Here is a 23,858-nt window from a genome sequence, read left to right on the forward strand (position 1 = left end):
CATCGATCGCGACCCGCCTATGGGAGCGCTCCCCCACCTAAGTGCTCGACGGTTAAACGATGGTTTGCGCGGTGTTACGGATCGCTGCTGCGTATAAGATCACAAACCTCAGCCGCCGCATTGGCCCGCGACAGGGCATCGGTCAGGCGTCCGCGTGCCGCACTCCACACCCGGTATGTCGTTGCCGTACTAGGCTTCCGCCATGCTGATCATCGATGGCGCGGGCCGGTGGACCGCACCCGCCGGGGCCGCCAACGACTGGGTCGAACAGCTGAGAGTGCCGGACCTGTCGGTGGGGACGTACTGCATCCCGGCGGGCGGTTTCGACGCCCAGAGCCCGCACACCGAGGACGAGATCTACGTGGTCACCGCGGGGCGGGCCCGGATCGTGACCCCGGACGGTGCCGCCGAGGTGGGCCCGGGGTCGGTGATCTTCGTGCCGGCTGGCGAGGAGCACCGGTTCGACGAGGTGACCGAGGACCTGGCGCTGCTGGTGGTGTTCGGCCCGGCGTACGGCTCGCGCGCTCCGGGTCCGCGAGCCGAGTAGGGCGGACGGGTCGCCAGCCCGGAGGTTGACGTCTGTCGTGGGTGGACCCAACGAGCGGTGAGGTGGACACCCGAGGGCGAGCAGGCAGATGTCCAGGTGCCGGGCCTGCCAGCCACGTTCGGCCCATCCCCTACCAGCGGATCCCTCCACTTACCGGGGCTATTTCCTGGAACCTGGCAGCAATAGTCCGGTCGCGGCTCGCCGCCGCCAGAGCACGGTGCACGCCCCGGCCAGGGCCAGCCCGAGCAGCGGCGCGACGCCGACCCCGGCGAGCGTGCAGGCCACCGCCAGCAACGCGGGCGGCACCCAACACCAGGCGGGCACGGTCCGCGGCGCACGACCGCGCCGACGGGCCGCGGCTTCCACGGCCATCGGCACCACCAACACCGGCAGCGCGGCGGCCAGGAGCGTCAACCAGGGCAGCACGAGGCGGTCGAAACGCGCCACCGCCAGCACCCCGCCGAGGACCGCGACGACCAGCATCGCCGTACGAGCCGGCACGCGGGGTGCCAGGCCACGGATCGCCAGCGCCCCGGAGTACGTGGTGGTCAACGCGGCGGCGAAGACCGCCACCGCGACGAACAGATTCGCGTACGCGGCCAGGCCCGAGCCGGCGGCCAGCAGCGCGACCACGTCGGCCGAGCCGGTCCGCAGCCACAGGCCGGCGCCGGCGATCACCCCGAGCAGCGCGGGCCCGAGCAGCAGCCCCACGCACCAGGCCAGGTCCCGCCGCCGGGCGAGGCCGGCGCTGAAGTCCGGCGCGCGCAGCGCGAACACCGCCGCGTAGCCGATCAGCGCGGCGGCGTCGGCGAGCCCACCGGTGGCGAGGCGAACCGGCGCACCGGGTGGCGGCAGCACCGTCAGGCACCAGCCGACCAGGACCACCGCGCTGAGCGTGGTGAGCACGGCGACCCGGTTGCCGAGCCGGGCCGGCCCCCAGGAGACGGCCAGCACCGCCACCTCCAGCAGCACCGGCCCGGCCCAGCCCGGCAGGTCCGTCAGGGCGGCCAGGGAGGCCCCGCCGAGCCCGACGTTGAACCCGTTCCAGCCGACCATCGACACGGCCAGCACCGCCGCCAGCAGCAGCCGTGACGTGTTGCCCAGGTAGGCGGGCAGCACCGCGGTCAGCGTTCCGCCGTCGCCGAGCGGCCGGCGCAGGCCGATCCGGCCCTGCCCCCAGAGCAGGGCCGTCATCAGCACCCCGCCGATCAGCAGCCCGGCGACCGGCACCGCGCCGCCGTGCCGGGCTGCCATCGCCGCACCGAGCACCAGCGTGGCGGGCGCGGTGCCGATGCCCAACCACGCGCCGACCGCCGCCGGCCAACGCCGCTCGGCAGTTTCAGACAACGTGGCGCAGGTAGCCGGCTATCGCCGCGTCCAGCACCTCCGCGCCCGGCCGCGCCCACACCTCGGCGGAGAAGACCTCCACCTCGATCGGGCCGCCGTAGCCGGCCGCGTCGACCGCCTCGCGCAACCGGCGCAGCTCGATGCACCCGTCGCCGGGCAGCGCCCGCCCGAGCAGCACCCCCTCGGGCAGCGGTGTCACCCAGTCGCAGACCTGGAACGCGGCGATCCGGGAGCCCGCCCGCGCGATCTGCGCGTACACCGTGTCGTCCCACCAGACGTGGTACGCGTCCACGACCACGCCGACCACCGTCGGGTCGAACCGCTCGGCGATGTCCAGGGCCTGACCGAGGCTGGCGATCACGCAGCGGTCGGCGGCGAACATCGGGTGCAGCGGCTCGATCGCCAGGCGTACGCCGGCGGCCTCGGCGTGCGGGGCCAGCTCACCGATCGCGTCCGCGACCCGCTGCCGGGCGCCGTCGATGTCCCTGCTGCCCGGCGGCAGCCCACCGGACACCAGCACCAACTCCGGGGCGCCCAGTGTGGCCGCCTCCTCGATAGCCAGCAGGTTTTGCGCGCGCCAGTCGTCGGTGGAGAAGAAGCCGCCCCGGCACAGCGAGGTGACGGTGAGACCGGCGTCGCGGACCAGCTTCGCGGACCGGGCCAGCCCATGGTCGGCGACCGGTTCCCGCCACAGCCCGACGCCCGGCACCCCGGCGGCCACGCAGCCGGCCACCACGTCGGGCAGCGGCCACCGCTGGGCGGTCGCCTGGTTGAACGAGAAGCGCGCGAGGCTCTGTGGGCTTGTCGTTCGCGACTGCGGGGCTCGCAGGACCGGCTCACTCCTCGCGCTCACTGCTCCACCCCCGCCACCGTGAACAGCGCTCGGGCGCGGGTGGCGGCCAGGTCGGCGTCCGGCAACAGTCCCGCCGCGTCGGCCAGGGTGAGCAGCGTGGCCAGATGTGCCGGGGACCGGCCGGACTGCGCGCCGCCGACCATGGTGAAGTGGTCCTGGTGCCCGGCAAGCCAGGCCAGGAAGACGATCCCTGTCTTGTAGTGCCAGGTCGGGGCCGCGAACAGGTGCCGGGCCAGTGGCACGGTCGGCGCGAAGATCTCGTCGTACGCGGCCAGGTCTCCCCGGTCCAGGACGGCCAGCGCGGCGGCGGCGGCCGGTGCGATGGCCGCGAACACCCCGAGCAGCGCGTCGGAGTGCCCCACCTCGTCGCCCCGGATCAGCTCCGGGTAGTGGAAGTCGTCACCGGTGTAGAGGCGTACCCCGGCGGGCAGTCTGCGGCGCAGCGCGACCTCCCGGCCGGCGTCGAGCAGCGACACCTTGATGCCGTCCACCTTCGACTGGTGTGCCTTGATCAGCTCGACGACGGTGTCGGCGGCCAGTTCCAGGTCGACCGCACCCCAGTAACCGGTCAACGCCGGGTCGAACATCGGGCCCAGCCAGTGCAGCACCACCGGCTCGTCGGCGGCGCTCAGCAGCTCGTCGTACACCCGGAGGTAGTCCTCCGGCCCGCGCGCCGCGGCGGCCAGGTGTCGGCTGCACATCAGCACCGGCCGGGCGCCGGCAGCGCGTACGTCGTCGAGCTGCTCCAGGTACGCGGCGGTGACCGCCGCCAGGGTGGCCGGGCCGGCGGGCAGCTGATCCGTGCCGACCCCCGCGACGATCAACCCGCCCGCCGCGCGGGCCTCGGCGGCACTGCGGCGGATCAGCTCCCGGGTCGCCGGGTAGTCCAGCCCCATCCCCCGCTGGGCGGTGTCCATCGCCTCGGCGACCCCCAGCCCGTACGACCACAGGTGCCGCCGGAAGGCGAGGGTGGTGTCCCAGTCCACCGTCGCCGGGGCGCCCGGCACGTTCTCCGCGGTGGGGTCGGCGACGACGTGCGCTGCCGCGTACGCGATCCGGCTGGTCGCTGGCGCGGCCGGGCGGGCGAAGCCGCTCCCCCCGGCCAGCCGGTGCCGTCGCCCGCCCGGCAACACCACCTCGGCGGTCATGAGCGCAGCTCCGGCACCTCGATGCGACCACCCTCGCGGGCGGAGCGCAGCCCCAGCTCGGCGAGCTGCACACCGCGTGCGCCGGCCAGGAAGTCCCACCGGAACGGCTCACCGGCCACGACGTGCCGCAGGTACGCCTCCCACTGCACCTTGAAACCGTTGTCGAACTCCTCGTTGTCGGGCACCTCGGCCCACTGGGCCCGGAAGTCCTCGGTGGCCGGCAGGTCCGGGTTCCACACCGGTTTCGGGGTCACCGCCCGGTGCTGCACCCGACAGTTGCGCAGGCCGGCGATGGCGCTGCCCTCGGTGCCGTCGACCTGGAACTCCACCAGCTCGTCGCGGTACACACGCACGGCCCAGGACGAGTTGATCTGCGCGATGATGCCGCCGTCGAGTTCGAAGATCCCGTACGCGGCGTCGTCGGCGGTCGCCTGGTAGGCCTGACCGGTCTCGTCGACCCGTTGGGGCACGTGGGTGGCGGTCACGCAGGACACGGCGGTGACCCGGCCGAACAGCTCCTCCAGCACATAGTGCCAGTGCGGGAACATGTCGACCACGATGCCGCCGCCGTCCTCGGTCCGGTAGTTCCACGACGGACGCTGAGCGGGCTGCCAGTCGCCCTCGAAGACCCAGTAGCCGAACTCACCGCGCACCGAGAGGATCCGGCCGAAGAAGCCGCCGTCGATGAGGCGCTTGAGCTTGCGCAGGCCGGGCAGGAAGAGCTTGTCCTGCACGACACCGGTGCGTACGCCGGCCGCGTCCGCCGCCCGGGCCAGGTCGAGCGCGGCGGCGGTGTCCTCGGCCAGCGGCTTCTCCGTGTAGATGTGCTTGCCGGCCTCGATGGCCTGCCGGATCGCCTTCTCCCGCTGCTGGGTCACCTGGGCGTCGAAGTAGATCTCGACGTCGTCGCGGGCCAGCGCCGAGGTCAGGTCGGTGGTCCAGTCGGTCAGGCCGTGCCGCTCGGCGAGCTCCCGGAGTTTCGTCTCGTTGCGCCCGACCAGGACTGGCTCCGGCCAGATGGTCGTGCCGTCGGCCAGCGCCACGCCGCCGGATTCGCGGATGGCCAGCAGCGAGCGGACGAGGTGCTGGCGGTAGCCCATCCTTCCGGTCACTCCGTTGACGATGATGCCGATCGACCTGCGGGTCATGATGTTCCTTCCGTCGTGCTGGTCGTGCCGATCCGCGCTCAGTGGTTGGCGGCCGCGCTGCCGAGCAACCCACGCAGGTCGGTGGCGAGGCGGTCGAAACGGGGGTCCGACATCACCTGCGCGTAGTCGCGGTGCGCCGGCAGCTCGACCGGAAAGGTGCGGATGATCCGGCCGGGCCGGGCGCTCATCACCACGACCCGGGTGCCGAGGAAGACCGCCTCGGCGATGGAGTGGGTGACCAGCACCACAGTGGTGTCGGTCTCCCGCCAGATCCGGTGCAGTTCGGCATTCATCTGCTCGCGGGTCAGCGCGTCCAGGGCGCCGAACGGCTCGTCCATCAGCAGCACCGGTGGGGAGTGCAGCAACGCACGGCAGAGCGCCACCCGCTGCTGCATGCCGCCGGACAACTCGTGCGGCAGGGCCTTCTCGAAGCCGGTCAGGCCGGTCATCTCGATCAGCTCGTCGGCCCGACGGGACGCCTGGGCCCGGTCCATGCCGCGCATCTCGGCCTGGAGCAGGATGTTGGCCCGGGCGCCGCGCCACTCCAGCAGCGCGGCCTTCTGGAAGACGAAACCGATCTCCTTCTGTGGGCCGCGTACCGGGCGCTGCAACAGCGACACCGCACCGCTGGTCGGCTTGACCAACCCCGCGACGATCTTCAGCAGGGTGGACTTGCCGCAGCCGGACGGACCGACGATCGTCACGAACTCCCCGGGCTCGATGTCCAGTGAGACGTCGTCCAGCGCGGTGGTCTGCGACCGTCGGGAGGTGAACCGTACGGTCACCCCGGACAACCCGATGGCGGTGCCGGTGGCTGCCGGCGCGGCGGTCACGGCGTCACCCCTGCGCCGCGTACGAGGAGTCCCAGTACGCGTTGGGCGCCCCCGGGTCCTTCAGCTCCGCGTAACGGGACATCAGGTCGATGGTCTCGGTCCACTGGGCCTCGGTGTTCACTCCGGGCGGCCCTTCGGAGCCGAGCAGCGGCAGGTTGAGGGTGAGCTGCTTGGTGAGCACCTCGGGAGCGGGCTCGTTCTCGGCGAGAGCGACCATCGCGCTGACCGCTCCGGCCGGGTCACGTGCGGCGTCGGCCCAGGACTTCTGGGTGGCACGGACGAACTTGCGGGCCAGCTCCGGGTCCTTCTGCAGGGTCTGGGTGTTGGCGATCAGCCCGGTGCCGAGCAGGTTCATGCCGTAGTCGGCGAAGAGCAGCACGTCGACCTTCTTGCCGGTCTTGCTCTCGATGGTCGGCGCCTGGTCGTGGAAGAAGCCCATGATGGCGTCGACCTTGCCCTCGGCCAGGGCGGCGATCTTGCCGGCGGCGTCCACGTTGACGACCTTGACCTCGTCCTTCTTGACGCCGTTCTTCTCCAGCCAGGCCGGGAAGGTGGCGTAGAGGGCGTCGCCGGGCGTACCGCCGACGGTCTTGCCCTTGAGGTCGGCCGGGGTCTTGATGTTCTCCTCGGTGAAGAACTCCACCGAGGACGGGCCCTTCTCCAGGTACGCGCCGAGGCTGCGCACCGGCATCCCACTGGCCACCGACTTGAGCAGCACCGGGCTGTCCGCCCAGCCGAAGTCGGTCTGCTTCTGGGCGACCTGCTTGACCGTGTTGCCCGAGCCGTTGCCGGGCAGGATCTTCAGGTCGATGCCCTCGGCGGAGTAGTAGCCCTTCTGCAGGCCATAGTAGAACGGCGCGTGCTCGCCGTAGGGCACCCAGTTGAGGGTGAGGGTGACCTGTTTGCTGCCGTCGGCGCCGGTCTTGCCGGCGGAGTCGTCCCCACCGCAGCCGGTGGCGGCGAGGAGCAGGGCTGCGGTGGCCAGGATGGTGGTGGCGGTGCGTTTCATCGGTGCCTCCGTGATGGGGTCGGTCAGGAGGTGGTGAGGGACACGCCGGCGCGGCGGCTGGCATGCCACGGGATGAGCAGTGCCTCGGCGATCTCGACCAGGACGAACAGGACGATGCCGATGGCGGACATCAGGATCAGGTCGGCGAACAGCAGCGGGGCGTCGAGGTTGCCGTTGGCCAGCAACAGGACGTAGCCGAGCCCTTCGCTGGCGCCCACGAACTCACCGACCACGGCGCCGACCACCGCGAGGGTGACGGCCACCTTCAGGCCGGCCATCAGGTGCGGCAACGCGTTCGGGAAGCGGATCTTGCGGAAGGTGCGCCACGGCCCCGCGCCCATCGTGGCGGCGAGGTCGAGCAGCTCCGGGTCGGTGGAGCGCAGTCCGGCCACGCCGGAGATGACCACCGGGAAGAACGCGATGAGCACCGCCAGGATGATCTTCGGGGTGAGGCCGAGGCCGAACCAGACCACCAGGAGTGGCGCGATGGCGATCTTCGGGATGACCTGTGCGAACAGGACGATCGGATAGAGCGCCTTGTCGAGGGTGCGGGAGTAGGCGATGGCCACCGCGGTGGCCAGACCCAGTGCGGCGGCCAGCACGAAGCCGAGCACCGTCTCGTAGAGGGTGACGAGGGTGTGTCGGGCCAGCTCGGACCACTGACCGGTCATCGTCTCCCAGACCTGGGCGGGTGTGGGCACCAGGTAGTTCGGGACGTACTCCTGCGCAGCCACGAACCACCACGCGGCGAAGACGACGGCGAGCACCAGCGCCGGACGCCAGAGCGAGTCGGCGAAGGCCGCCGCCCGGCGACCGAGCGTCGGTCGGGGTGGTCGGCCGCCGGTTCCGGACGGTCGACCGGCCGCTGTGGACCGGCTCGGATCCTCGGCGGGTGTCGACGTTGCGGAGGCGAGCGAGGCCGCAGCCGCCGAATCACCGCCCGCCGCCTCGGCGGCGGCCTGCCGGCCCGCCGTGTCCAGAGAGTTCTCGGTCACGCGGAACCTCCTCGGGGCCCGGCACGGCACCGATTTGACGGGCCGTTCGGCGGATCAGGCAAACGCTTTCCTGGAGCGTAGGCGGCGCCCTCACGCCGGGCAAGGCCTTTCCTCGATCTGTTTCCACCGATGCCTGGTGACCCACCGGCTGTCCTAAAGGGACGGTCAGACGGCCGCCGGGTAGGTGTCCAGCAGGCCGCACATGCCGAGCCGACCCCGCTCGACCGGCTCGTCCACCGCGTACACCCCGGCCTCGGCCAGGTGACGGGGGTCGCCTCGCTCCAAGGCGTCGAGCTGGCTGCCGGTGCTGGCGGCGGCCCGGCCCGCGCCGGCCTCCCATCGCTGCCGCCACCGCGCCAGCAGCGGCTGGCGCAGGGCGACCGCGGCGGCGTGGAAGGCGGCCAGCGCCGCCGGCCCGCCGGACCGCAGCGCCTGGAAGCCGGTCACCGCCAGATCCCGCCTGCGGTACGCGGCCCGCACGTCCGCGCCCGGCGCTCCCCCGTCGGGCAGCGCGGCCGCCGCGGCATACGCGCCCGGATCGCCAAGCACGTCGGGAGGGAAGGTCAGCACCGCGTCGCCAGCCTCGGGCAGGCCGCTGTTCTGCATGAGCACCACGATGCCCAGCCCGCCGGTGTTGACCAGACGGTGCACGGTGCCCGGCTCGAACCAGACCACCACCCCCGGCCGCAGGGCTGTCTCCCGGAAGCCGGAGGTCGTCAGGGTCTGCACCGCGCCCTCGCCGTCGGTCACCACGTACCCCTCGGTGCAGCACAGGTGCACGTGCGGCGTGCCGCCGACCAGGCCATCCGGAGCGACGGTGTCGTAGACACGCAGCCGGGAGACCCCGACCCCTCCGGGCAGCGGGGCCGGCCCGTCAGGCATCGAAGGACTCGTCGGCGAAGCGATCGGACATGGCCGGGCCTCCCTGCGGGAAAGGGCTTTCTCTGCGGTACCGTGACGCTAGCCGGCACGGCGAAATGCCGTCAACAGACCAAGGGGGCGGGCCATGGCGACTCTGTCCGATGTGGCACGTCGCGCGGGCGTCTCCCCCGCCACCGCCTCCCGCGTCATCAACGGCAGCAGCAAGCCGGTCACCGACGAGCTGCGTGAGCGGGTGCTCGCCGCCGTCGCCGAGTTGCAGTACGTGCCGAACGCCCATGCCCAGCTGCTGGCCCGCTCGCACCGCAGCGCCGTGGGTGTGATCGTGCACGACGTCTCCGACCCGTACTTCGCCGAGATCACCCGTGGGCTGCAACGCGTCGCCACCGACCAGGGTCGACTGCTGATGATCTGCAACAGCTACCGGGACCCGGACCGCGAGCTGGAGTACGTGGAGCTGCTACGCGGTCACCAGGTGGCGGCACTGATCCTGGCCGGCTCCGGCTACCACGACGAGGCGTTCACCCGGCAGCTCAACGAGAAGCTCGCCGCGTACGAGGCCACCGGCGGGCGGGTGGCGGTGATCGGCCGGCACGAGCACTCCGGCGACGCGGTGATGCCGGACAACCGGACCGGCGGCTACCTCGCCGGGCGGGAGCTGTGCGGGCTGGGGCACCGGGCGATCGGGGTGGTCGCCGGCCCGCGGATCCTGACCACCACGACCGACCGGCTGGCCGGCCTCCGGCAGGCTCTCGCCGAGCAGGGCCGCGAGCTGCCGGAACGGCGCATCCGGTACGCGGAGTTCGACCGCGACGGCGGCGCGGAGGCCACTGCCCGACTGCTCGACGCCGACCCGGAGCTGACCGCGATCGTGGCGCTCAACGACTCGATGGCCATTGGCGCGCTCGCCACACTCCGCGCGCGCGGGCTGGCCGTACCGCAGCAGATTTCCGTGGTGGGTTTCGACGACATGCCGATCGCCCGGGATGTGACCCCGGCGCTGACCACCGTGCGACTGCCGCTGGTCGACATGGGGGTGCGCGCGATGTCCCTGGTGCTGGGTGCCGGAGCGCCGGAACCACGGGTCGAGGTGCTCCCCGCCGAGCTGATTCGCCGCGACACCGCCGGTCCCGCCCCGCGTTCCTCCCCCGCCACCGCCGCGTCGGCCCCGCGTGCCGGACGGGGTGACGCAGGGCCGTGACCGGAGCCAGCCCCACCCAGCGTGCCCTCCGGCCGGACGAGGTGGCGTACCTGCTCCGCGCCTCACTCGGGTCGCACGTCCAGGTCAGGGACTCCGGTCCACTGGACGGCGGCGGGTACGCGACCGTCTGGTGGGCGCTCCTCGACGACGACCGCCGGGTGGTGCTGAAGCTGGCCCCGCCGACCGGGACGCCACTGCTGCGCTACGAGCGCGGGCTCTGCGCGGCCGAGGCCCGCTACTTCCACCTCGTCGCCGAGCGTGCGCCGCAGGTGCCGGTGCCCGAAGTGCTGCACCACGGCACCGACCCCGCGTACGGCGAGTGGTTGGTCACCGCGATGCTGCCCGGCCGGTCGCTGGTCGACCTGGTCGAGGGTGGTGTCGACGACGGCCCGGCGCGATACGACCTCGGGGTTGCCCTCGCCGCGTTGCACCAGGTCGCCGGCGACCGGTTCGGGTACGACGACGACCGTCCCGGCGGGTCGACCTGGCGGGCCGCGTTCACGGCGATGCTCGATGCGCTGCTCGCCGACGCGACCGACTGGAACGTCCGGCTGCCGGTCACCCCGGCACGCCTGCACGCGCTGGTGCAGCGGCACGCCGCCGTGCTGGACGAGGTGCGCCGGCCGGCATTGCTGCACTTCGACTGCTGGGACGGCAACGTGCTGGCCGCGCCCGACCCGGACGGCCGGTGGCGGCTGCGTGGCCTGGTGGACGGCGAACGGTTCCTCTTTGGCGATCCACTGCTGGACCTGGTCTCGCCACTGCTCTTCCGGCGTGTGGAGGAGGAACCGGAGCATCCCCTGCTGCGTGGCTACCAGGCCACCGCCGCCGAGCCGCTGCTGCTGGACGCCTCCGCGCGCCGCCGGTTGGGTCTCTACCGGCTGCACCTGTACCTGCTGATGACTGTGGAGATGCCCAGCCGCGGCATGACCGTTCGCACCCACGCGGGGCGGCATGCCCGGCTGGCAGGTCTGCTCGACGAGGAGCTCGCCGCGCTCGCCTCGGCCTGACGGCCGGCGCGGGTGGCGCCCGACGCGTGGTCGGACGCCACCCGCCCTCGGTCAGGGCAGGTCGATCGGGCGCAGCACCCGGTCCACCGAGTGCGCGATCTGCCGGTTGCCCTTGTTGACGTCGAAGGTGACGACGCGGGCGTCCCGGTCGTTGGTGTCGGCGTCGATCAGGCGCACCTGGCGGAAGAAGTACAGGTAGGTGCGCACGTCGACCTCGACGGTCGAGCCGAGCGCGGTGCTGAGGTCCGTGCCGTCGGCCCGGACCGCCGTCTTGCGATCGATGGTGGCGCCCGGCACCACGTGGTAGAGCAGCACCGATTCGACGGTGTCGATGCCCAGCCCGGCGACGGCGGAGAAGGCCGCGCTCTCGCTCGGCAGCTTCTTCGCCTCCGTGATCTCGCGTACCAACTGCTGGAAGGCCGCGTCGGTGGGGATGAACGCGGTCAGTGCGACAGTGCCGTCGGTGAGCACCTTGACCGGCGAGTTCGGCTTGGCCTCCAGCACGGCCAGCACGGCCGCGGTCAGCACGTCGAAGTCCCGCGAGTTGCGGTCGAAGCCGCTGGTGTCCTTCGTGAGCACAGCGGCGAGTGAGGTCGTGCCGAGCGACTTGGCCTTGCCGGTCGCCTGAGCGGCCGGCACAGCGATGGCCGTGGTGGCCAGCGCGGTGGCCATGGCGCCCACCGCCATCCTGGCGGCGAGTCGTGCGATCTTCATCAGCGGGCCTTTCGTCGAAGCGTCGGATCCGTGACGTCTCGTCACGACCCATGCTTCGCACCGGGACCGCCACTCGGATGCACCCGGGGATAACCGATTGTCCGGGGCACGTCGCGGGCTTAACCTCCCCCGGTGCTGATTCGGGAGTTCGTCGACCAGGACTGGTCGCAGGTGTGGCCGATCATCGAGGGGGTGATCGGGGCACAGGAGACCTTCACCTATGACCCGGCGATGACCGCCGAGCAGTCGTACGGCATGTGGGTCGAGGTGGCACCAGGTCGGACGGTCGTGGCGGTCGACGGCGAGCGGGTGCTCGGCACCGCGAAGATGGGCACCAACCGGCCCGGGCCGGGCGCGCACGTGTCGACCGCGAGCTTCATGGTCGCCGCCGACGCGCGGGGCCGGGGCGTGGGCACCGCGCTGTGCCGCGATGCCCTGACCTGGGCCCGCGAGCAGGGGTACGCCGGCATGCAGTTCAACGCAGTGGCGGAGAGCAACCGGTCGGCGGTGGAGTTGTACCGGCGGGAGGGCTTCGCGGTGGTCGGCACGGTGCCGGGCGCGTTCCGCCATCCCGCCCTCGGCCGGGTCGGGCTGCACGTCATGTACCAGGAGTTCTGAGCGGCCGAGTCTCGCGGACGCCCGAACGCGGCTGGCGGATGGGGTGCGGCGTCTCACCCGCCGACCGTGCCGCCGGCCGGGGCGGCGCGGAGTCCCACCTGCGCAGCGGCTGGCTCGGAGCCGGCGCGGCGGACCGGGCTGAAGAGGCCACCGACCGCTACCAGCAGGCACCCCGCTCCGGCCGCGAGCGTGACGGCCGCGACGCCGAACCGGGCGGCGGCCCAGGTCAGCACGACTGCGCCAGCCGGACCGAGCGCGTAGTGGGTGCTCCAGAACGCCGACGTGACCCGGCCGAGCAGGTGGTCCGGGGTGATCTCCTGGCGCAGCGACATCGAGCAGATGCCGCCGACGCTGAGGCAGCACAGGTACACGGCGGTCAGCGCGGTGACAGCGGGCACGCTCGTCGCGATGCCGACGCCCGCCACCGCGAACCCGCAGACGGCGTGGGCGCCGATCCACGTCGCGCCGAATCCGCGCCGTCGGCGCAGCGGGGCCACCAGCAGCGCGCCGGCGACCGTGCCCAGCGCCGCCAGGCCGAGCACCGTGCCGACGGTGCCCTCGGAGCCGCCGAGGTCGTGGGTGACGTGGTAGATGAGCACGTCGACGAAGCCGTAGGTCAGGAAGATGAACACCGACAGCAGGATGGTCAGCGCGCGTAGGACGGGCTGTCGCCACAGGAACCGCGCCCCGGCCAGGAACTCGGCCAGCGGCCGCTCCCGGGTCACCGTCGCGGCGCCGTCGGCCGGTGCGGGCCGTAGTCGGATCATCCACAGTCCCGCCGCGGACAGCGCGAAACTCGCCGCGTTGACGGCGATGGCGGTCGACGGGCCGAAGCGGGCCGACACCACGCCGGCGAGCAGCGGCCCGAGGACGGCCGCCGCCGCGTACGTCGCCTGCAACCGACCATTGGCCTCGGTGAGCCGATCACGATCGACGAGGTTGCGGACCGCTGTGACGGCAGCGACCTGGAACACCATGCCGGCGGCCTCGCAGATCGGCAGCACGACGAAGAGCAGCCACACCTGCGGGCCCACCAGCCACGCCAGCGGCACCAGGCCGTAGAGCACCAGACGGGTCAGGTCTGCCACGATCATCAGCGTGCGGCGGTCGTACCGGTCGACCAGCACCCCGCCGAAGATCCCGGCGGCGACGGACGCCGCGCCCGCGACGGCCGTGAGCAGGCCCATCTGCGCCACCGACCCGGTCGCCTGGAGCACCAGCAGCGGCACCGCCAGGTACGCGAACGAGTCGCCGGCCGCCGAGAGCGACTGCGCGACCCAGTACGTGCCGAAGGTGCGGTCCCGCCACAGCGGAGGCCGGTCTGCGCCGGCAGGTCGGCTCATGCGGCCGAGGGTAGTACGCATCGCCGATCCGGTTGGCCCGCACATGCCGGCAGCGGCGGCGGCCGCGGGAAGGATCCCGCGGCCGCCGCCGGTAAGCCCGAAACGGTCAGCCCTTGCGCAGCGGAGCGAGCGCGGAGCTCCAGGCGACCACCTGGTCGAGCGTGGTGGTCAGCGCGTCCTGCTGGAACTGGTTGGGCTTGAAGGTGCTGAAGTTCTCGAAGTCGGTGAAGAGCGACAGCGCGACCTGCGAACGCACGTCGGCCATCTGGAGCTCACCGGAGATCAGACGCAGGTGCTCCACGGCACGCGCCCCGCCGACCGAGCCGTAGCTGACGAAGCCGACGGCCTTGTTGTTCCACTCGGCGTAGAGGAAGTCGATCGCGTTCTTCAGGGCGCCCGAGGTGGAGTGGTTGTACTCGGGGGTGACGATGATGAACCCGTCGTACGAGGCGATCGTCTCGGCCCAGCGCAGCGTGTGCGGCTGGGAGTACTGACCCATCGAGGGCGGGTACGCCTCGTCGAGGTGCGGCAGCTGGTAGTCGAGCAGGTCGATCAGCTCGTACTCCGCGTCGGAGCGCTGCTTGGCGATCTCCAGCACCCAGCGGGCGACGGCTTCCCCGTTACGCCCCGGACGGGTGCTTCCGAGGATGATCCCGATCCTGGTCATGTGTGGTGCCCTTCCAGAGGTCCTTGCCTGACGGCCAGAACGCTAACCGGTGCTTGATTGGTCAAGCAAATACTCTGGTTATGGTCGTGGTCACACGGAGGGTAACCATTTGCTCAGTCAAACAAGTATGGTATGAGGATGTCCAACCCCTCCGCGCCGACGCCGCAACCCCTCAACCCCGACGAGGAGGCCCTGGTCCGCGCTCTGGGCCAGGTGATGCACGTGTTGCCCCGGGCGATCGACGCAGACATGGTCGGTGACCGTCAGTTACCACTCACCGAGTACACCGCCCTGATGAACCTGTCGGAGGCACCGGACCGGCGGATGCGCATGCACGAGCTCGCGGCGCTGTGCCATCTCTCGCTCAGCGGCATGACCCGCACGATCATCCGGTTGGAGACGCAGGGGCTGGTCAAGCGGGAACGGTGCGAGGAGGACGCCCGCGGCTGGAACGCCGTCCTCACCGACGCCGGCTTCGCCCGCCTCCAGGAGTCCTGGCCCAGTCACCTGGCCGCCGTACGCCGCCGGTTCCTCCAGCACTTCGAGGGCTTCGACCTGGCCCAGTTGGCCCGTGCGTTCCAGCGGGCCGGCACGGCGGAGCCGACCCGCTGAGAGTCCGCGGTCAGCGGGTCGGCGCGTGGGCCGCCAGCGGGTTGACGAGAGTGCCGACGAACTGGAGAGCCGCCGACGGGTCGGCCAGATCGATCATCTGCTGGTTGTTGCGGAGCTGGAGCCGGTTGAGGCAGGACAACGTGAACTCCGGGGCGAACAGGTCGTAGTGGCGGACCCGCTCGGCCAGGTGCGGCACCCGGTCGAAGTAGTCGGCCGCGCAGGCCGCGACCGTACGCCAGAAGTCGTCCTCGGCGAGCACGCCGGCCTCGACCAGGACCGCGTTGAGGTGACGCAGGAAGCAGTCCACCACGTCGGTGAAGATGGTCAGCAGCTTGGTGTCGTCGGGCACGTCGACCCGGATCCGCTCCACCTCGGCGGGCAGCTCGACGTCGGCGCTCATCACCGCGATCTCCTCGGCGATGTCCTTGAAGATCACCCGCTCGACCGTGTCGTGCTCGTCGAGGACCAGGATGACGTTCTCGCCGTGCGGCATGAACGCCAGGTCGTGGGCGTAGAAGCTGTGCAGCAGCGGGGTCAGGTAGGCGTCCAGGTAGCGACGCAGCCAGACCTCGGGCGCCAACCCGGACCGGGCGATCAGCGCCGCGGCCAGCGAGCCGCCGTCGTTGTCCACGTGCAGCAGCGCGGCCATGGTGGACAGTCGCTGCCCCGGCGCCAGGTCGGGCACCGGGCTCTCGCGCCACAGGGCGGCCAACATCTTCCGGTACGGGGAGGTGCGGTCGGTCGCCGCCTCGTACTGCCGGTGCCGGTAACCCACAGCGGCCCGTTCCCGGATCACGGTCAGGCCGGTGCCGGTCAGCACCTCGTCGCGCGCGATCAGGTCGGCCAGCCAGTCGTTGATCGCCGGGGTGGCCGCCATGTACGCGGCCGACAACCCCCGCATGAAGCCCATGTTCAGCACCGACAGCGCCGTCTTCACGTAGTGCCGGCTCGGCTCGCTCACGTTGAAGAAGGTGCGGATGGACTGCTGGGCGAGGTACGCGTCCGGCCCGGGGCCGAGGTGCACCAGCCGACGTTCGGCCAGCTCCCCGGCGAAGGTGACCGCCAGCTTGTTCCACCACTGCCACGGGTGCGCGGGGATCAGGTGGTAGTCGGCGAGGTCGAGGCCCAGGTCGGCCATCGTGGCCCCGAACCGGGCCCGGGTCTGCGCGTCCAGCTCGCTCTCGATCAGCGCGTCGTAGTCGAGGTCGGCGGCGCTGCTGAACGTCGAGTGGTCCCGGTGCGCGGCGAGCCACTCCAGGCGTACCGCCTCGGCGGTCTCTGGCGCGTAGCGGTGGTACTCGTCGACGCCGAAGCCGAGGCGGCCGTTGTTGGCCACGAAGCAGGGGTGGCCCTCGGTCATCGACGTCTCGATGGTCTGGAAGTCCGCAGTGGCCAGCTCGGCGGCGCTCGGCGCGGCCTTGGCCAGCTTGTACGCGGTGCCCGCCAGCGTCGAGGTGATCTCCTCCAGGTAGACCGGGAGCACCCGCGCGGAGAGCCCGAGGGTGCCGCGCAGCTCGACGATGAAATCCACCGCGTCGGGTGGCAGCGGCGTGCCGTCGCGGTGCCGGGTGATGCTGTCAGCGTCGATCTGCCAGTGCGCCAGGGCGAGCACCCGCGCGGCGAAGCGGTAGGTGACAGTGCCGTCGTCGCTGCGGACCTCGTAGAACTGTCGGTCGTCGGGGCCTGGCACGGGCTCCGGTGCGAGCAGTCGTTCGTGGGTGAACTCGGCGAGCGCCTTGCGGACCAGCAGCCGGTTGGCCCGGGCCCAGCGCTGCGGGGTGAGGTGCCCGACCGGGTCTCCGGAAGCGGCGTGCCCGGCGGCGGCTGGCGTCAGGGTGGGAACGGCGGTGGCGGTCACGCCGGGGCTCCTTCGGTTCGGGCGGCGGCAGCGCGGTCAGCGTCGGCGGGGCGGTCTGCGGCGGCGAGGTCGGCGGCCTGGAACTGGGCTCGGGTGCAGACGCTGAGCAGCGCGTCCTTCTCGGGCTTGGCGATCGGGCCGACGACCTCGAAGCCGACGGCGGCGTTCAGCGCGTGCACGGCCGTGTTGCGGACGTCCGGCTCGACCACCACCCGTCTGGTCGCGGGGTCGTCGAAGAGCCACGCCATGACGGTGCCGAGGACCGCCCGGGTGAAGCCGTGCACCGGAGTGCCGACGGGCGCGCAGAGGAAGTGCATGCCCACGTCACCGGGTTGGTGGTCGTAGAGGCCGGCCAGCTCGACGTGGGCCGGGTCGTAGCGCTCGGCGAGGAAGGCGGGACTCCCCCGCCACAGCCCGAGGTACGCGTCGTGGTGCGGGTGTTCGGCGATCCGCTGGTACTCCTCGGTCACCCGGGCCAGGCCGGCGTCCTGCATCAGCCAGAACGCCGCCTTCGGGTGGGTCACCCAGGTGTGCAGCAGCGCGGCGTCGGTGTCCAGGTCGAGCGTACGCAGGGCGAACTCGCCGAGCCGATGGTCGGAGCGGGCGAAGACGACGCTCACGACGTCACCCCGAACTCCTGGAAGGTGATGCTCTTCTCGATCGGGTAGTACTCCCGGCCGAGCAGCTCACGGATGATCCAGGAGTTGCGGTAGGGGCCCATGCCCAGGTCCGGCGAGGTGATGCTGTGCGTGTGGGTGCCCGCGTTCTGCAGGAAGATGCCCCGCCCGCTGTGGTCGATGCTGTAGTTGCGGGCCACGTCGAACCGGCCGTGCCCGTCCCAGCGGATCCGGTCACGCACCGGCGTGAGGAACTCCGGCACCCGGTAGTGGTAGCCGGTCGCCAGCACCAACCCCTCGGTACGCACTGTGAAGTCCCGCTCCTGCTCCACCTGACGCAGCCCGAGCGTGTACACCCCGTCCTGGTGATCGGCCCCGACCAGCTCGGTGTTGGTGAGCAGGCGGGTGTTCACCGGTCCGTCGACGGTATGCGCGTACAGCAGGTCGAAGATCTCGTTGATCAGATCCGCGTTGATCCCCTTGAACAGGCCCTTCTGCTCGGTCTCCAGCCGGTAGCGGGTCGCCTCGGGCAGAGCGTGGAAGTAGTCCACGTAGTCCGGTGAGGTCATCTCCAGCGTCAGCTTGGTGTATTCGAGCGGGAAGAACCGCGGCGAACGGGTCACCCAGTTGAGCTGGTAGCCGTACCGGTCGATGTCACCGAGCAGGTCGTGGTAGATCTCGGCGGCGCTCTGCCCGCTGCCCACCACGGTGATGCTGCGCTTGGTGCGCAGCGCCGCCCGGTGCTCCAGGTAACGGGAGTTGTGCACGGCGTCCCCGGGCAGCGCGGCGACGGCGTCGGGCAGGTACGGCGGGGTGCCGGTGCCGAGCACCAGGTGCCGGGCCGCGTACTCGACGGTCTCTCCGGTGCCGGTGCTGGCCCGCACCACGTACCGGTCGTCGGCGGCGTCGTACTCCACAGTGGTCACGGTCTGACCGAAGCGCACGTTCGGCAGCTTCGCCGCCGCCCACCGGCAGTACGCGTCGTACTCGCTGCGCAGCGGGTAGAAGCTCTCCCGGATGTAGAACGGGTAGAGCCGGCCGATCTCCTTGAGGTAGTTGAGGAAGGAGTACGGCGACGTCGGGTCGGCGAGGCTGACCAGATCGGCGATGAACGGGGTCTGCAGCCGCGCCGACTCCAGCAGCATGCCGGGGTGCCAGGCGAGGCTCGGGCGGGCCTCCAGGAACACCCCGTCCAGCTCGTCGATCGGCGCCGTGAGGCAGGCCAGGCCCAGGTTGTACGGGCCCAGCCCGATGGCGATGAAGTCGTGGGTGGACATCCGGCCCTCCAGGCCCAGATTGGAGTTCATCGGCATCAGCCGACGGTGCAGGTCGATCGGCATCAGCCGACGTGGCAGGTCAGGTCGGCGGTGACGTGGTCGTGCACGTAGCGGCCGGCGTGGGTGGCGATCAGGTCGAGGACGTAACCGACGTCTTCGACTGTGGTCGCCGGGTTGAGCAGGGTGAACTTCAAGAAGTGCCGGCCGTCGACCCGGGTCCCGGCGACCACGGCGAGGCCGGACGCCGCAAGGGCCTCCCGGGCGTGCAGGTTGGCCGCGTCGGCCAGGTCCCGGCCGGGGCCGGTGGGCAGGTAGCGGAAGACCACGGTGCTCAGCTCGGAGCGGGTCACCACCTCGAAGCGGGGGTCCTGGCTGACCAACTGCCAGGCGTCGGCGGCCCGGTCGACCACCTCGTCGAAGAGCGCGCCGAGCGCGTGCGGGCCCATCACCCGCAGCGTCAGCCAGAGCTTCAGCGCGTCGAAGCGGCGGGTGGTCTGCAGGCTCTTGTCGACCTGGTTGGGGATGCGCTGCTCCACCATCCGGGCCGGGTTGAGGTAGTCGGCGTGGTAGGTGGCGTGCCGCAGCACCCCCCGGTCGCGGACCAGCAGCGCGCTGGAGCTGACCGGCTGGAAGAACGACTTGTGGAAGTCGACGGTCACCGAGTCGGCCCGTTCGATGCCGTCGAGCAGGTGCCGGCGCGTCGGCGAGATCAGCAGACCGCAGCCGTACGCGGCGTCCACGTGCAGCCAGACACCGGTCGCCGCGCAGATCCCGGCGAGCTCCGTCAACGGGTCGATGGAGCCGAAGTCGGTGGTGCCGGCCGTGGCGACGACCGCCATCACCACCAGCCCGGCCTGCCGGCAGCGCTCGATCTCCTCGCGGACGGCGGACGCCCGGATCCGTCGCCGGGCGTCGGTGGGCACCGCGATCACGGCGTCCGGGGCGAGGCCGAGCAGTTTGGCCGACTTCTGCACGCTGAAGTGACCGGCCGCGGAGGTGAGCACCCGCAGTCGGGGCAGCAGCTCCGCGCGGGCCGCCGGGCCGACCGCGTCGACGCACGCCTCCTCGCGGGCCAGCAGCAGCGCCTGGAGGTTGGACTGGCTGCCACCGCTGGTGAAGACGCCGTCCGCGCTGGGGCCGAGGCCGATCCGCTCGGCGGTCCAGTCGATCAGCCGCCGCTCGATGAGGGTCGCCCCGGCGCTCTGGTCCCAGGTGTCCAGGGACGAGTTCACGGCGGTGAGCACCGCTTCGCCGAGCAGCGCCGGGATGGCCACCGGGCAATTGAGGTGGGCGAGGTAGCGGGGGTGATGGAACCAGACGGCGTCGCGCAGGTAGACGTCCTCCAGCTCGTCCAGCGCGGCGCCGGCGTCGCCCAACGGCCGGTCCAGGTCCACCCGGTCGACCAGGGGGGCCAGCTCGGCGGGCGTGATCCCGGTGACGGGACGGTCCACGGTGGCCACCCGGCGGGCGACGCGGTCGACGCCGTCGGCGATCGCCCGCCGGTACTGCTCGACCGAGCCGTCGTGCAACAGGTGGGCCCGCGCGGCGGCGGGCGCCGGTGACGGCGCGGTGTTCTCGACGGGGTACGTCGGCACGGTCACTCGAAGTCCTTCCACGTTCTGGACGAGGGCAGCCGGAACCTCCCCCGGCGCGGCGGTGCGCCTCGGGGTGGTGCTGCCTTTCTGATGGGTTCGCCACTCAGGCCGTGGCGCCGACCAGCGCCTCGGCGCGCAGGTCCTCTTCCGAGAGCCCACAGCGCCAGTAGCCGGCGAAGGTCACCCGCCGACGGTCGAAGCCGCGCTCGCCGTCAGGTCCGCACCGCCGAAGGTCACCCGGACCAGCGAGGCGCCGACCCGACGGGCCCGTACGACGTGCGCGGCGAAGAAGCGGTACTGGAGGGCGATCAGTTCGACGGTGCTCGTACTCATGGCGTCAGCTGACCTTCTTCGCGTTCCGGATGGCGGTGGCGAGGTTTTCCAGCAGCGGCGCGGAGCCGGCGTACGAGAAGCGGGGCACAGCGTCCCAGGCGGTGACCTGGTTGGCCTTGACCGCCGGCAGTTGCTGCCAGGTCGGCTTGGCGGTGAGGTCCTTGGGCTGGAGGGCGGTGCTGCGGTTGTCCAGCAGGATCAGGTCGGCCGGGAACTTGCCGGTGTTCTCCCAGCTCAGCGCCTCGAAGTAGTCGCCGGATTCGAGCTTGTTGGGCACCACGATGTCGACGCCCAGCTCCGCGAAGTACATCAGGTCGGTGCTGACCTTCGGGTTGGAGACGTAGAACAGGTCGGGGCTGCCGGAGCAGGCCATCACCTTGATGCCGGGGTTGGCCTTGACCGCCTGCCGGACCGCCTCGGCGGCGGCGTCGAAGCGGGTCTTCGCGTCGGTGACCTTCTTCGCGGACAGGTCCGCGCCGAGCGACTCGGCCAGCGCGGCGTAGCGCTCGATCGGCTTGGTCATCGGCACCCGGGCGGTGGTGATCGCCACACTGGGCGCGAGCGGGAGGATCTTGCTCTTGCTCTCGTCCGGCACGTACCAGAGGGCGTCCGGGTCGTACATGTGGGTGACCAGCAGCTCGGGGCGCAGCGCCGCATACTTCTCCAGGCTGAACTCGCCCCACACGTTGCCGAGGATCTCGACGCTCTCGACGTTCAGGTCGCCGGCCTGGGGGTCGGCACTGCCGTCGGCCCGCTTGGTTTCACCGAACACTCCGACGAGCTGCTTGTCTAGACCGAAATCGATCAGTGCCGCCGCCACGCCGGTGAAGGCCACGACGCGGGTCGGGCGGGCTGCGGCATCGACCTTCGTACCGCGGTCGTCGGTGAACGACCAGGGACCACTTCCGTTGCCGGCGGCGGGCTTCGCGGTGTCGTCCTTGCCGCAGGCGGCGAGCAGGGTGGCCAGCGTGGCGGCACCACCGGCGGCCAACAGGCCACGGCGGGAGAGGCGACGTGCGGACAGGGCATCGGTCATGGTGTTGTCTTTCGATCAAGGGTCTGGCCGGGCTCGACCAGGGCAGCGGGGTTAGGTTAGCCTAACCTCGGTCATTGTCAACAGCGGTTCGCCGTGCCACCACAACTCCGGAGCCCACACTGGACGCCACAGCTACCGTCACCGAGGCGACACCGTCGGTGACGGACAGGAAATCGGCCGCGCCCCCGGCTCGGCGCGGCGCGCGGACGGCCCGCGCCGCCGGCCTGGTCGCCGCCGTGGCGCTGCTCGGGGTGATCGTGGTGCTCAGCATCGCGGTCGGAGCGAAATCCCTACCGCTCGCCGACGTCTGGTCCGGGTTGCTGCACCGCGACGCCACCGAGTACGCCGTGGTGCACCGGATGCGCCTGCCGCGTACCCTGCTCGGGTTGCTTGCCGGCGCCGCGCTCGGCGTGGCCGGCGCGGTCATGCAGGCCCTCACCCGCAACCCGCTCGCCGACCCCGGGCTGCTCGGTATCAACGCCGGCGCGTCCGCGGCCGTCGCCACCGCCGCCGCGTTCCTGGGCGTCACCGCCATCGGCGGGTACGTCTGGTTCGCGCTGTTCGGCGCGGCGGTGGTGACCGCACTCGTCTACGCCGTCGGCGGCGGGCGTGGCGCCACCCCGGCCCGCCTCGCGCTGGCCGGCGCGGCCCTCAACGCCACCCTCTACTCGTACGTGAGCGCGGTGATGCTGCTGGACACGGCCTCGCTGGACCGCCTGCGGTTCTGGACGGTCGGTTCGCTGGCCAGCGCGGACTCCGCGACGGTGACCCGGGTGCTGCCGTTCATCCTGGTCGGCCTCCTGGTCGCGCTCGGTGCCGCCCGACCGCTGAACGCCCTCGCGCTCGGCGACGACGCCGCACGGGCCCTGGGTGCCCGACCGGGGCTGATCCGCGCCGCCGTGATCGTGGCGGTCACGCTGCTCTGCGGCGCGGCGACCGCCGCCTGCGGCCCGATCGTCTTCGTCGGGCTGCTGGTGCCACACCTGGTACGCGCCCTGACCGGCCCGGACCTGCGCTGGCTGCTGCCGTACTGCGCGGTGCTCGCGCCCGCCCTGCTGCTCGGCGCGGACGTGCTCGGCCGGGTGCTGGGCCGACCCGGAGAACTCCAGGTCGGCATGGTGACCGCCGTGCTGGGCGGCCCGCTCTTCCTGTGGCTGGTCACCCGCGCGAAGGTGGCCCACCCGTGACCGTTCTTCGTACGTCCTGGGGACTTTCGGTGCGGTTCCGTCCTCGCGCGATGGCCATCGGTCTCGGCGCGGCAGTGCTCGCGGCCGGGTTGGGCCTGGTCGCCCTGGGCAGTGGTGACTATCCGATGGGCCCGACCGACGTGCTGCGCACCCTCGTCGGCGGCGGCACGCCGGCGGAGCAGTTCATCGTGCACGAGCTGCGACTGCCCCGCCTGGTCACCGCCCTGCTGGTCGGGGCGGCGCTGTCGCTGGCCGGCACGGTGTTCCAGTCGCTGGTCCGTAACCCGCTGGGCAGCCCAGACATCCTCGGCTTCACCCAGGGCGCGTCGGCCGGCGCGCTGGTCGTGATCGTGCTCGGTGGCAGCAGCCTGGCGCTGGCCGGCGCCGCGGTCGTCGGTGGCCTCGCCACCGGCCTGGTGATCTACGCGCTCGCCTGGCGACGCGGGGTGCACGGGTTCCGGCTCATCCTGGTCGGCATCGGCATCTCCGCGATCCTGACCGGCGTCAACGGCTACCTGCTGACCCGGGCGCCGCTGATGGACGCCGCGCGGGCGGTGCTCTGGCTCACCGGCAGCCTGGACGGGCGGGGCTGGGCCAACGCCGGGCCGCTGCTCGTCGTCCTGGTCGTGCTGGCGCCCGTGGTGCTCATCGGATGCGGCACGGCGCTGCGGATGATGGAGTTGGGTGACGACACGGCCAGTGCCCTGGGCGTGCCGGTGCGCCGGCTGCGCCTGGTGCTGCTCGCGGCGGCGGTGCTGCTGGTCTCGTTCGCGGCGGCCGCCGCCGGGCCGGTGTCGTTCGTGGCGCTGGTCGCGCCGCACGTGACGAAGCGGCTGACCCGGGCGCCCGGCCCGAATCTGCTGCCGTCGATGGCCGTCGGTGCGGCGCTGCTGGTCGGCGCCGACCTGGTGGCCCAGCGCGCGTTTCCCGGGCACCAGCTTCCGGTCGGTGTGGTGACCGGAGTGATCGGCGGCGGCTATCTGGTCTGGCTGCTGGCGATGGAACGCCGGGCGGGCCGGCTGTGAACACCC

General features: G+C 71.8%; 24 protein-coding genes. 7 read left to right on the forward strand and 17 right to left on the reverse strand.

Annotated elements, in window-relative coordinates; genetic code table 11:
• Positions 1 to 202: 202 nt before the first annotated feature.
• Positions 203 to 547, forward strand: coding sequence for a cupin domain-containing protein (locus GA0070619_RS14195; protein ID WP_088948504.1), 345 nt, complete (start codon positions 203 to 205; stop codon positions 545 to 547).
• A 159-nt stretch (positions 548 to 706) separates the two neighbouring features.
• Here the strand turns inward: GA0070619_RS14195 and GA0070619_RS14200 are convergent, their stop codons facing one another.
• The 8 genes from GA0070619_RS14200 to GA0070619_RS14235 all read right to left on the reverse strand — a co-directional run bounded on the left by GA0070619_RS14200 (position 707) and on the right by GA0070619_RS14235 (position 8,762).
• Positions 707 to 1,894: an SLC5/6 family protein gene (locus tag GA0070619_RS14200; protein WP_157743998.1), complete on the reverse strand. Its 1,188-nt coding sequence runs from the start codon at positions 1,892 to 1,894 to the stop codon at positions 707 to 709.
• Positions 1,887 to 2,723 carry a sugar phosphate isomerase/epimerase family protein gene (locus tag GA0070619_RS14205; RefSeq protein WP_088951792.1) on the reverse strand — a complete coding sequence of 279 codons (837 nt, stop codon included), beginning with the start codon at positions 2,721 to 2,723 and terminating at the stop codon, positions 1,887 to 1,889. Before GA0070619_RS14205 ends, GA0070619_RS14200 begins: the two co-directional genes overlap by 8 nt.
• Positions 2,724 to 2,743: 20 nt before the next feature.
• On the reverse strand, positions 2,744 to 3,895 hold the full coding sequence (locus GA0070619_RS14210; protein WP_088948506.1) for a dihydrodipicolinate synthase family protein: 1,152 nt from the start codon (positions 3,893 to 3,895) through the stop codon (positions 2,744 to 2,746).
• Positions 3,892 to 5,043, reverse strand: coding sequence for a Gfo/Idh/MocA family protein (locus GA0070619_RS14215; protein WP_088948507.1), 1,152 nt, complete (start codon positions 5,041 to 5,043; stop codon positions 3,892 to 3,894). The genes GA0070619_RS14210 and GA0070619_RS14215 overlap by 4 nt, the downstream gene beginning before the upstream one ends.
• A gap of 38 nt (positions 5,044 to 5,081) precedes the next feature.
• Entirely contained in the window at positions 5,082 to 5,876 is a 795-nt protein-coding gene (locus GA0070619_RS14220) for an ABC transporter ATP-binding protein (RefSeq protein WP_088948508.1), read from the reverse strand.
• A gap of 4 nt (positions 5,877 to 5,880) precedes the next feature.
• A complete protein-coding gene (locus GA0070619_RS14225; protein WP_088948509.1) occupies positions 5,881 to 6,885 on the reverse strand; it encodes an ABC transporter substrate-binding protein in 1,005 nt (334 codons plus the stop codon).
• Between the two features lie 23 nt (positions 6,886 to 6,908).
• Positions 6,909 to 7,880, reverse strand: coding sequence for an ABC transporter permease (locus tag GA0070619_RS14230; protein ID WP_088948510.1), 972 nt, complete (start codon positions 7,878 to 7,880; stop codon positions 6,909 to 6,911).
• 165 nt (positions 7,881 to 8,045) lie between these two features.
• Positions 8,046 to 8,762 (reverse strand): cupin domain-containing protein, encoded by a 717-nt coding sequence (locus GA0070619_RS14235; protein WP_088948511.1) that lies wholly within the window; start codon positions 8,760 to 8,762, stop codon positions 8,046 to 8,048.
• 124 nt (positions 8,763 to 8,886) lie between these two features.
• On the opposite strand from GA0070619_RS14235, the gene GA0070619_RS14240 reads away from it, so the two are divergent.
• On the forward strand, positions 8,887 to 9,960 hold the full coding sequence (locus GA0070619_RS14240; protein WP_088948512.1) for a LacI family DNA-binding transcriptional regulator: 1,074 nt from the start codon (positions 8,887 to 8,889) through the stop codon (positions 9,958 to 9,960).
• Positions 9,957 to 10,970: a phosphotransferase family protein gene (locus GA0070619_RS14245; RefSeq protein WP_088948513.1), complete on the forward strand. Its 1,014-nt coding sequence runs from the start codon at positions 9,957 to 9,959 to the stop codon at positions 10,968 to 10,970. Before GA0070619_RS14240 ends, GA0070619_RS14245 begins: the two co-directional genes overlap by 4 nt.
• A gap of 51 nt (positions 10,971 to 11,021) precedes the next feature.
• Here GA0070619_RS14245 and GA0070619_RS14250 read toward each other — a convergent pair whose 3' ends face one another.
• Complete coding sequence (locus GA0070619_RS14250; protein ID WP_088948514.1) at positions 11,022 to 11,684, reverse strand: fasciclin domain-containing protein; 663 nt, start codon at positions 11,682 to 11,684, stop codon at positions 11,022 to 11,024.
• 132 nt (positions 11,685 to 11,816) lie between these two features.
• On the opposite strand from GA0070619_RS14250, the gene GA0070619_RS14255 reads away from it, so the two are divergent.
• On the forward strand, positions 11,817 to 12,302 hold the full coding sequence (locus GA0070619_RS14255; RefSeq protein ID WP_088948515.1) for a GNAT family N-acetyltransferase: 486 nt from the start codon (positions 11,817 to 11,819) through the stop codon (positions 12,300 to 12,302).
• A 53-nt stretch (positions 12,303 to 12,355) separates the two neighbouring features.
• Here the strand turns inward: GA0070619_RS14255 and GA0070619_RS14260 are convergent, their stop codons facing one another.
• Positions 12,356 to 13,645, reverse strand: coding sequence for an MFS transporter (locus GA0070619_RS14260; RefSeq protein WP_088948516.1), 1,290 nt, complete (start codon positions 13,643 to 13,645; stop codon positions 12,356 to 12,358).
• A gap of 106 nt (positions 13,646 to 13,751) precedes the next feature.
• Positions 13,752 to 14,312 carry an NADPH-dependent FMN reductase gene (locus GA0070619_RS14265; protein ID WP_088948517.1) on the reverse strand — a complete coding sequence of 187 codons (561 nt, stop codon included), beginning with the start codon at positions 14,310 to 14,312 and terminating at the stop codon, positions 13,752 to 13,754.
• Between the two features lie 138 nt (positions 14,313 to 14,450).
• On the opposite strand from GA0070619_RS14265, the gene GA0070619_RS14270 reads away from it, so the two are divergent.
• Positions 14,451 to 14,924 (forward strand): MarR family winged helix-turn-helix transcriptional regulator, encoded by a 474-nt coding sequence (locus tag GA0070619_RS14270; protein WP_088948518.1) that lies wholly within the window; start codon positions 14,451 to 14,453, stop codon positions 14,922 to 14,924.
• A gap of 10 nt (positions 14,925 to 14,934) precedes the next feature.
• Here the strand turns inward: GA0070619_RS14270 and GA0070619_RS14275 are convergent, their stop codons facing one another.
• The 6 genes from GA0070619_RS14275 to GA0070619_RS14295 all read right to left on the reverse strand — a co-directional run bounded on the left by GA0070619_RS14275 (position 14,935) and on the right by GA0070619_RS14295 (position 21,640).
• Positions 14,935 to 16,758 carry an IucA/IucC family protein gene (locus tag GA0070619_RS14275; RefSeq protein ID WP_088951793.1) on the reverse strand — a complete coding sequence of 608 codons (1,824 nt, stop codon included), beginning with the start codon at positions 16,756 to 16,758 and terminating at the stop codon, positions 14,935 to 14,937.
• Positions 16,759 to 16,778: 20 nt separating this feature from the next.
• A complete protein-coding gene (locus tag GA0070619_RS14280) occupies positions 16,779 to 17,402 on the reverse strand; it encodes a GNAT family N-acetyltransferase (RefSeq protein WP_088948519.1) in 624 nt (207 codons plus the stop codon).
• Positions 17,399 to 18,676 (reverse strand): lysine N(6)-hydroxylase/L-ornithine N(5)-oxygenase family protein, encoded by a 1,278-nt coding sequence (locus GA0070619_RS14285; RefSeq protein WP_088951794.1) that lies wholly within the window; start codon positions 18,674 to 18,676, stop codon positions 17,399 to 17,401. The genes GA0070619_RS14280 and GA0070619_RS14285 overlap by 4 nt, the downstream gene beginning before the upstream one ends.
• A 62-nt stretch (positions 18,677 to 18,738) precedes the next feature.
• On the reverse strand, positions 18,739 to 20,277 hold the full coding sequence (locus tag GA0070619_RS14290; protein WP_088948520.1) for a pyridoxal phosphate-dependent decarboxylase family protein: 1,539 nt from the start codon (positions 20,275 to 20,277) through the stop codon (positions 18,739 to 18,741).
• 174 nt (positions 20,278 to 20,451) lie between these two features.
• Positions 20,452 to 20,604, reverse strand: a complete 153-nt coding sequence (locus GA0070619_RS32390; protein WP_197699647.1) for a hypothetical protein — start codon at positions 20,602 to 20,604, stop codon at positions 20,452 to 20,454.
• Between the two features lie 4 nt (positions 20,605 to 20,608).
• The gene (locus tag GA0070619_RS14295) at positions 20,609 to 21,640 is read right to left on the reverse strand and encodes an ABC transporter substrate-binding protein (RefSeq protein WP_088948521.1); all 1,032 of its coding nucleotides are present in this window, start codon (positions 21,638 to 21,640) and stop codon (positions 20,609 to 20,611) included.
• Positions 21,641 to 21,876: 236 nt separating this feature from the next.
• Here GA0070619_RS14295 and GA0070619_RS14300 point away from each other — a divergent pair, with 236 nt between their 5' ends.
• Positions 21,877 to 22,827, forward strand: coding sequence for a FecCD family ABC transporter permease (locus tag GA0070619_RS14300; protein ID WP_088948522.1), 951 nt, complete (start codon positions 21,877 to 21,879; stop codon positions 22,825 to 22,827).
• The gene (locus GA0070619_RS14305; RefSeq protein WP_088948523.1) at positions 22,824 to 23,852 is read left to right on the forward strand and encodes a FecCD family ABC transporter permease; all 1,029 of its coding nucleotides are present in this window, start codon (positions 22,824 to 22,826) and stop codon (positions 23,850 to 23,852) included. The genes GA0070619_RS14300 and GA0070619_RS14305 overlap by 4 nt, the downstream gene beginning before the upstream one ends.
• The last annotated feature ends 6 nt before the right edge of the window (positions 23,853 to 23,858 follow it).

It is taken from the genome of Micromonospora zamorensis, assembly GCF_900090275.1.
GTDB classification, from domain to species: Bacteria; Actinomycetota; Actinomycetes; order Mycobacteriales; family Micromonosporaceae; genus Micromonospora; species Micromonospora zamorensis.

Excerpts from the sequence above, each read along its gene's own strand:
- GA0070619_RS14285 (WP_088951794.1), bottom strand. The coding sequence starts at position 18,676 with ATGTCCACCCACGACTTCATCGCCATCGGGCTGGGCCCGTACAACCTG.
- GA0070619_RS14225 (WP_088948509.1), bottom strand. The coding sequence starts at position 6,885 with ATGAAACGCACCGCCACCACCATCCTGGCCACCGCAGCCCTGCTCCTC.
- GA0070619_RS14240 (WP_088948512.1), top strand. The coding sequence starts at position 8,887 with ATGGCGACTCTGTCCGATGTGGCACGTCGCGCGGGCGTCTCCCCCGCC.
- GA0070619_RS14235 (WP_088948511.1), bottom strand. The coding sequence starts at position 8,762 with ATGCCTGACGGGCCGGCCCCGCTGCCCGGAGGGGTCGGGGTCTCCCGG.
- GA0070619_RS14215 (WP_088948507.1), bottom strand. The coding sequence starts at position 5,043 with ATGACCCGCAGGTCGATCGGCATCATCGTCAACGGAGTGACCGGAAGG.
- GA0070619_RS14260 (WP_088948516.1), bottom strand. The coding sequence starts at position 13,645 with ATGAGCCGACCTGCCGGCGCAGACCGGCCTCCGCTGTGGCGGGACCGC.
- GA0070619_RS14265 (WP_088948517.1), bottom strand. The coding sequence starts at position 14,312 with ATGACCAGGATCGGGATCATCCTCGGAAGCACCCGTCCGGGGCGTAAC.
- GA0070619_RS14195 (WP_088948504.1), top strand. The coding sequence starts at position 203 with ATGCTGATCATCGATGGCGCGGGCCGGTGGACCGCACCCGCCGGGGCC.
- GA0070619_RS14295 (WP_088948521.1), bottom strand. The coding sequence starts at position 21,640 with ATGACCGATGCCCTGTCCGCACGTCGCCTCTCCCGCCGTGGCCTGTTG.
- GA0070619_RS14250 (WP_088948514.1), bottom strand. The coding sequence starts at position 11,684 with ATGAAGATCGCACGACTCGCCGCCAGGATGGCGGTGGGCGCCATGGCC.
- GA0070619_RS14210 (WP_088948506.1), bottom strand. The coding sequence starts at position 3,895 with ATGACCGCCGAGGTGGTGTTGCCGGGCGGGCGACGGCACCGGCTGGCC.
- GA0070619_RS32390 (WP_197699647.1), bottom strand. The coding sequence starts at position 20,604 with ATGAGTACGAGCACCGTCGAACTGATCGCCCTCCAGTACCGCTTCTTC.
- GA0070619_RS14270 (WP_088948518.1), top strand. The coding sequence starts at position 14,451 with ATGTCCAACCCCTCCGCGCCGACGCCGCAACCCCTCAACCCCGACGAG.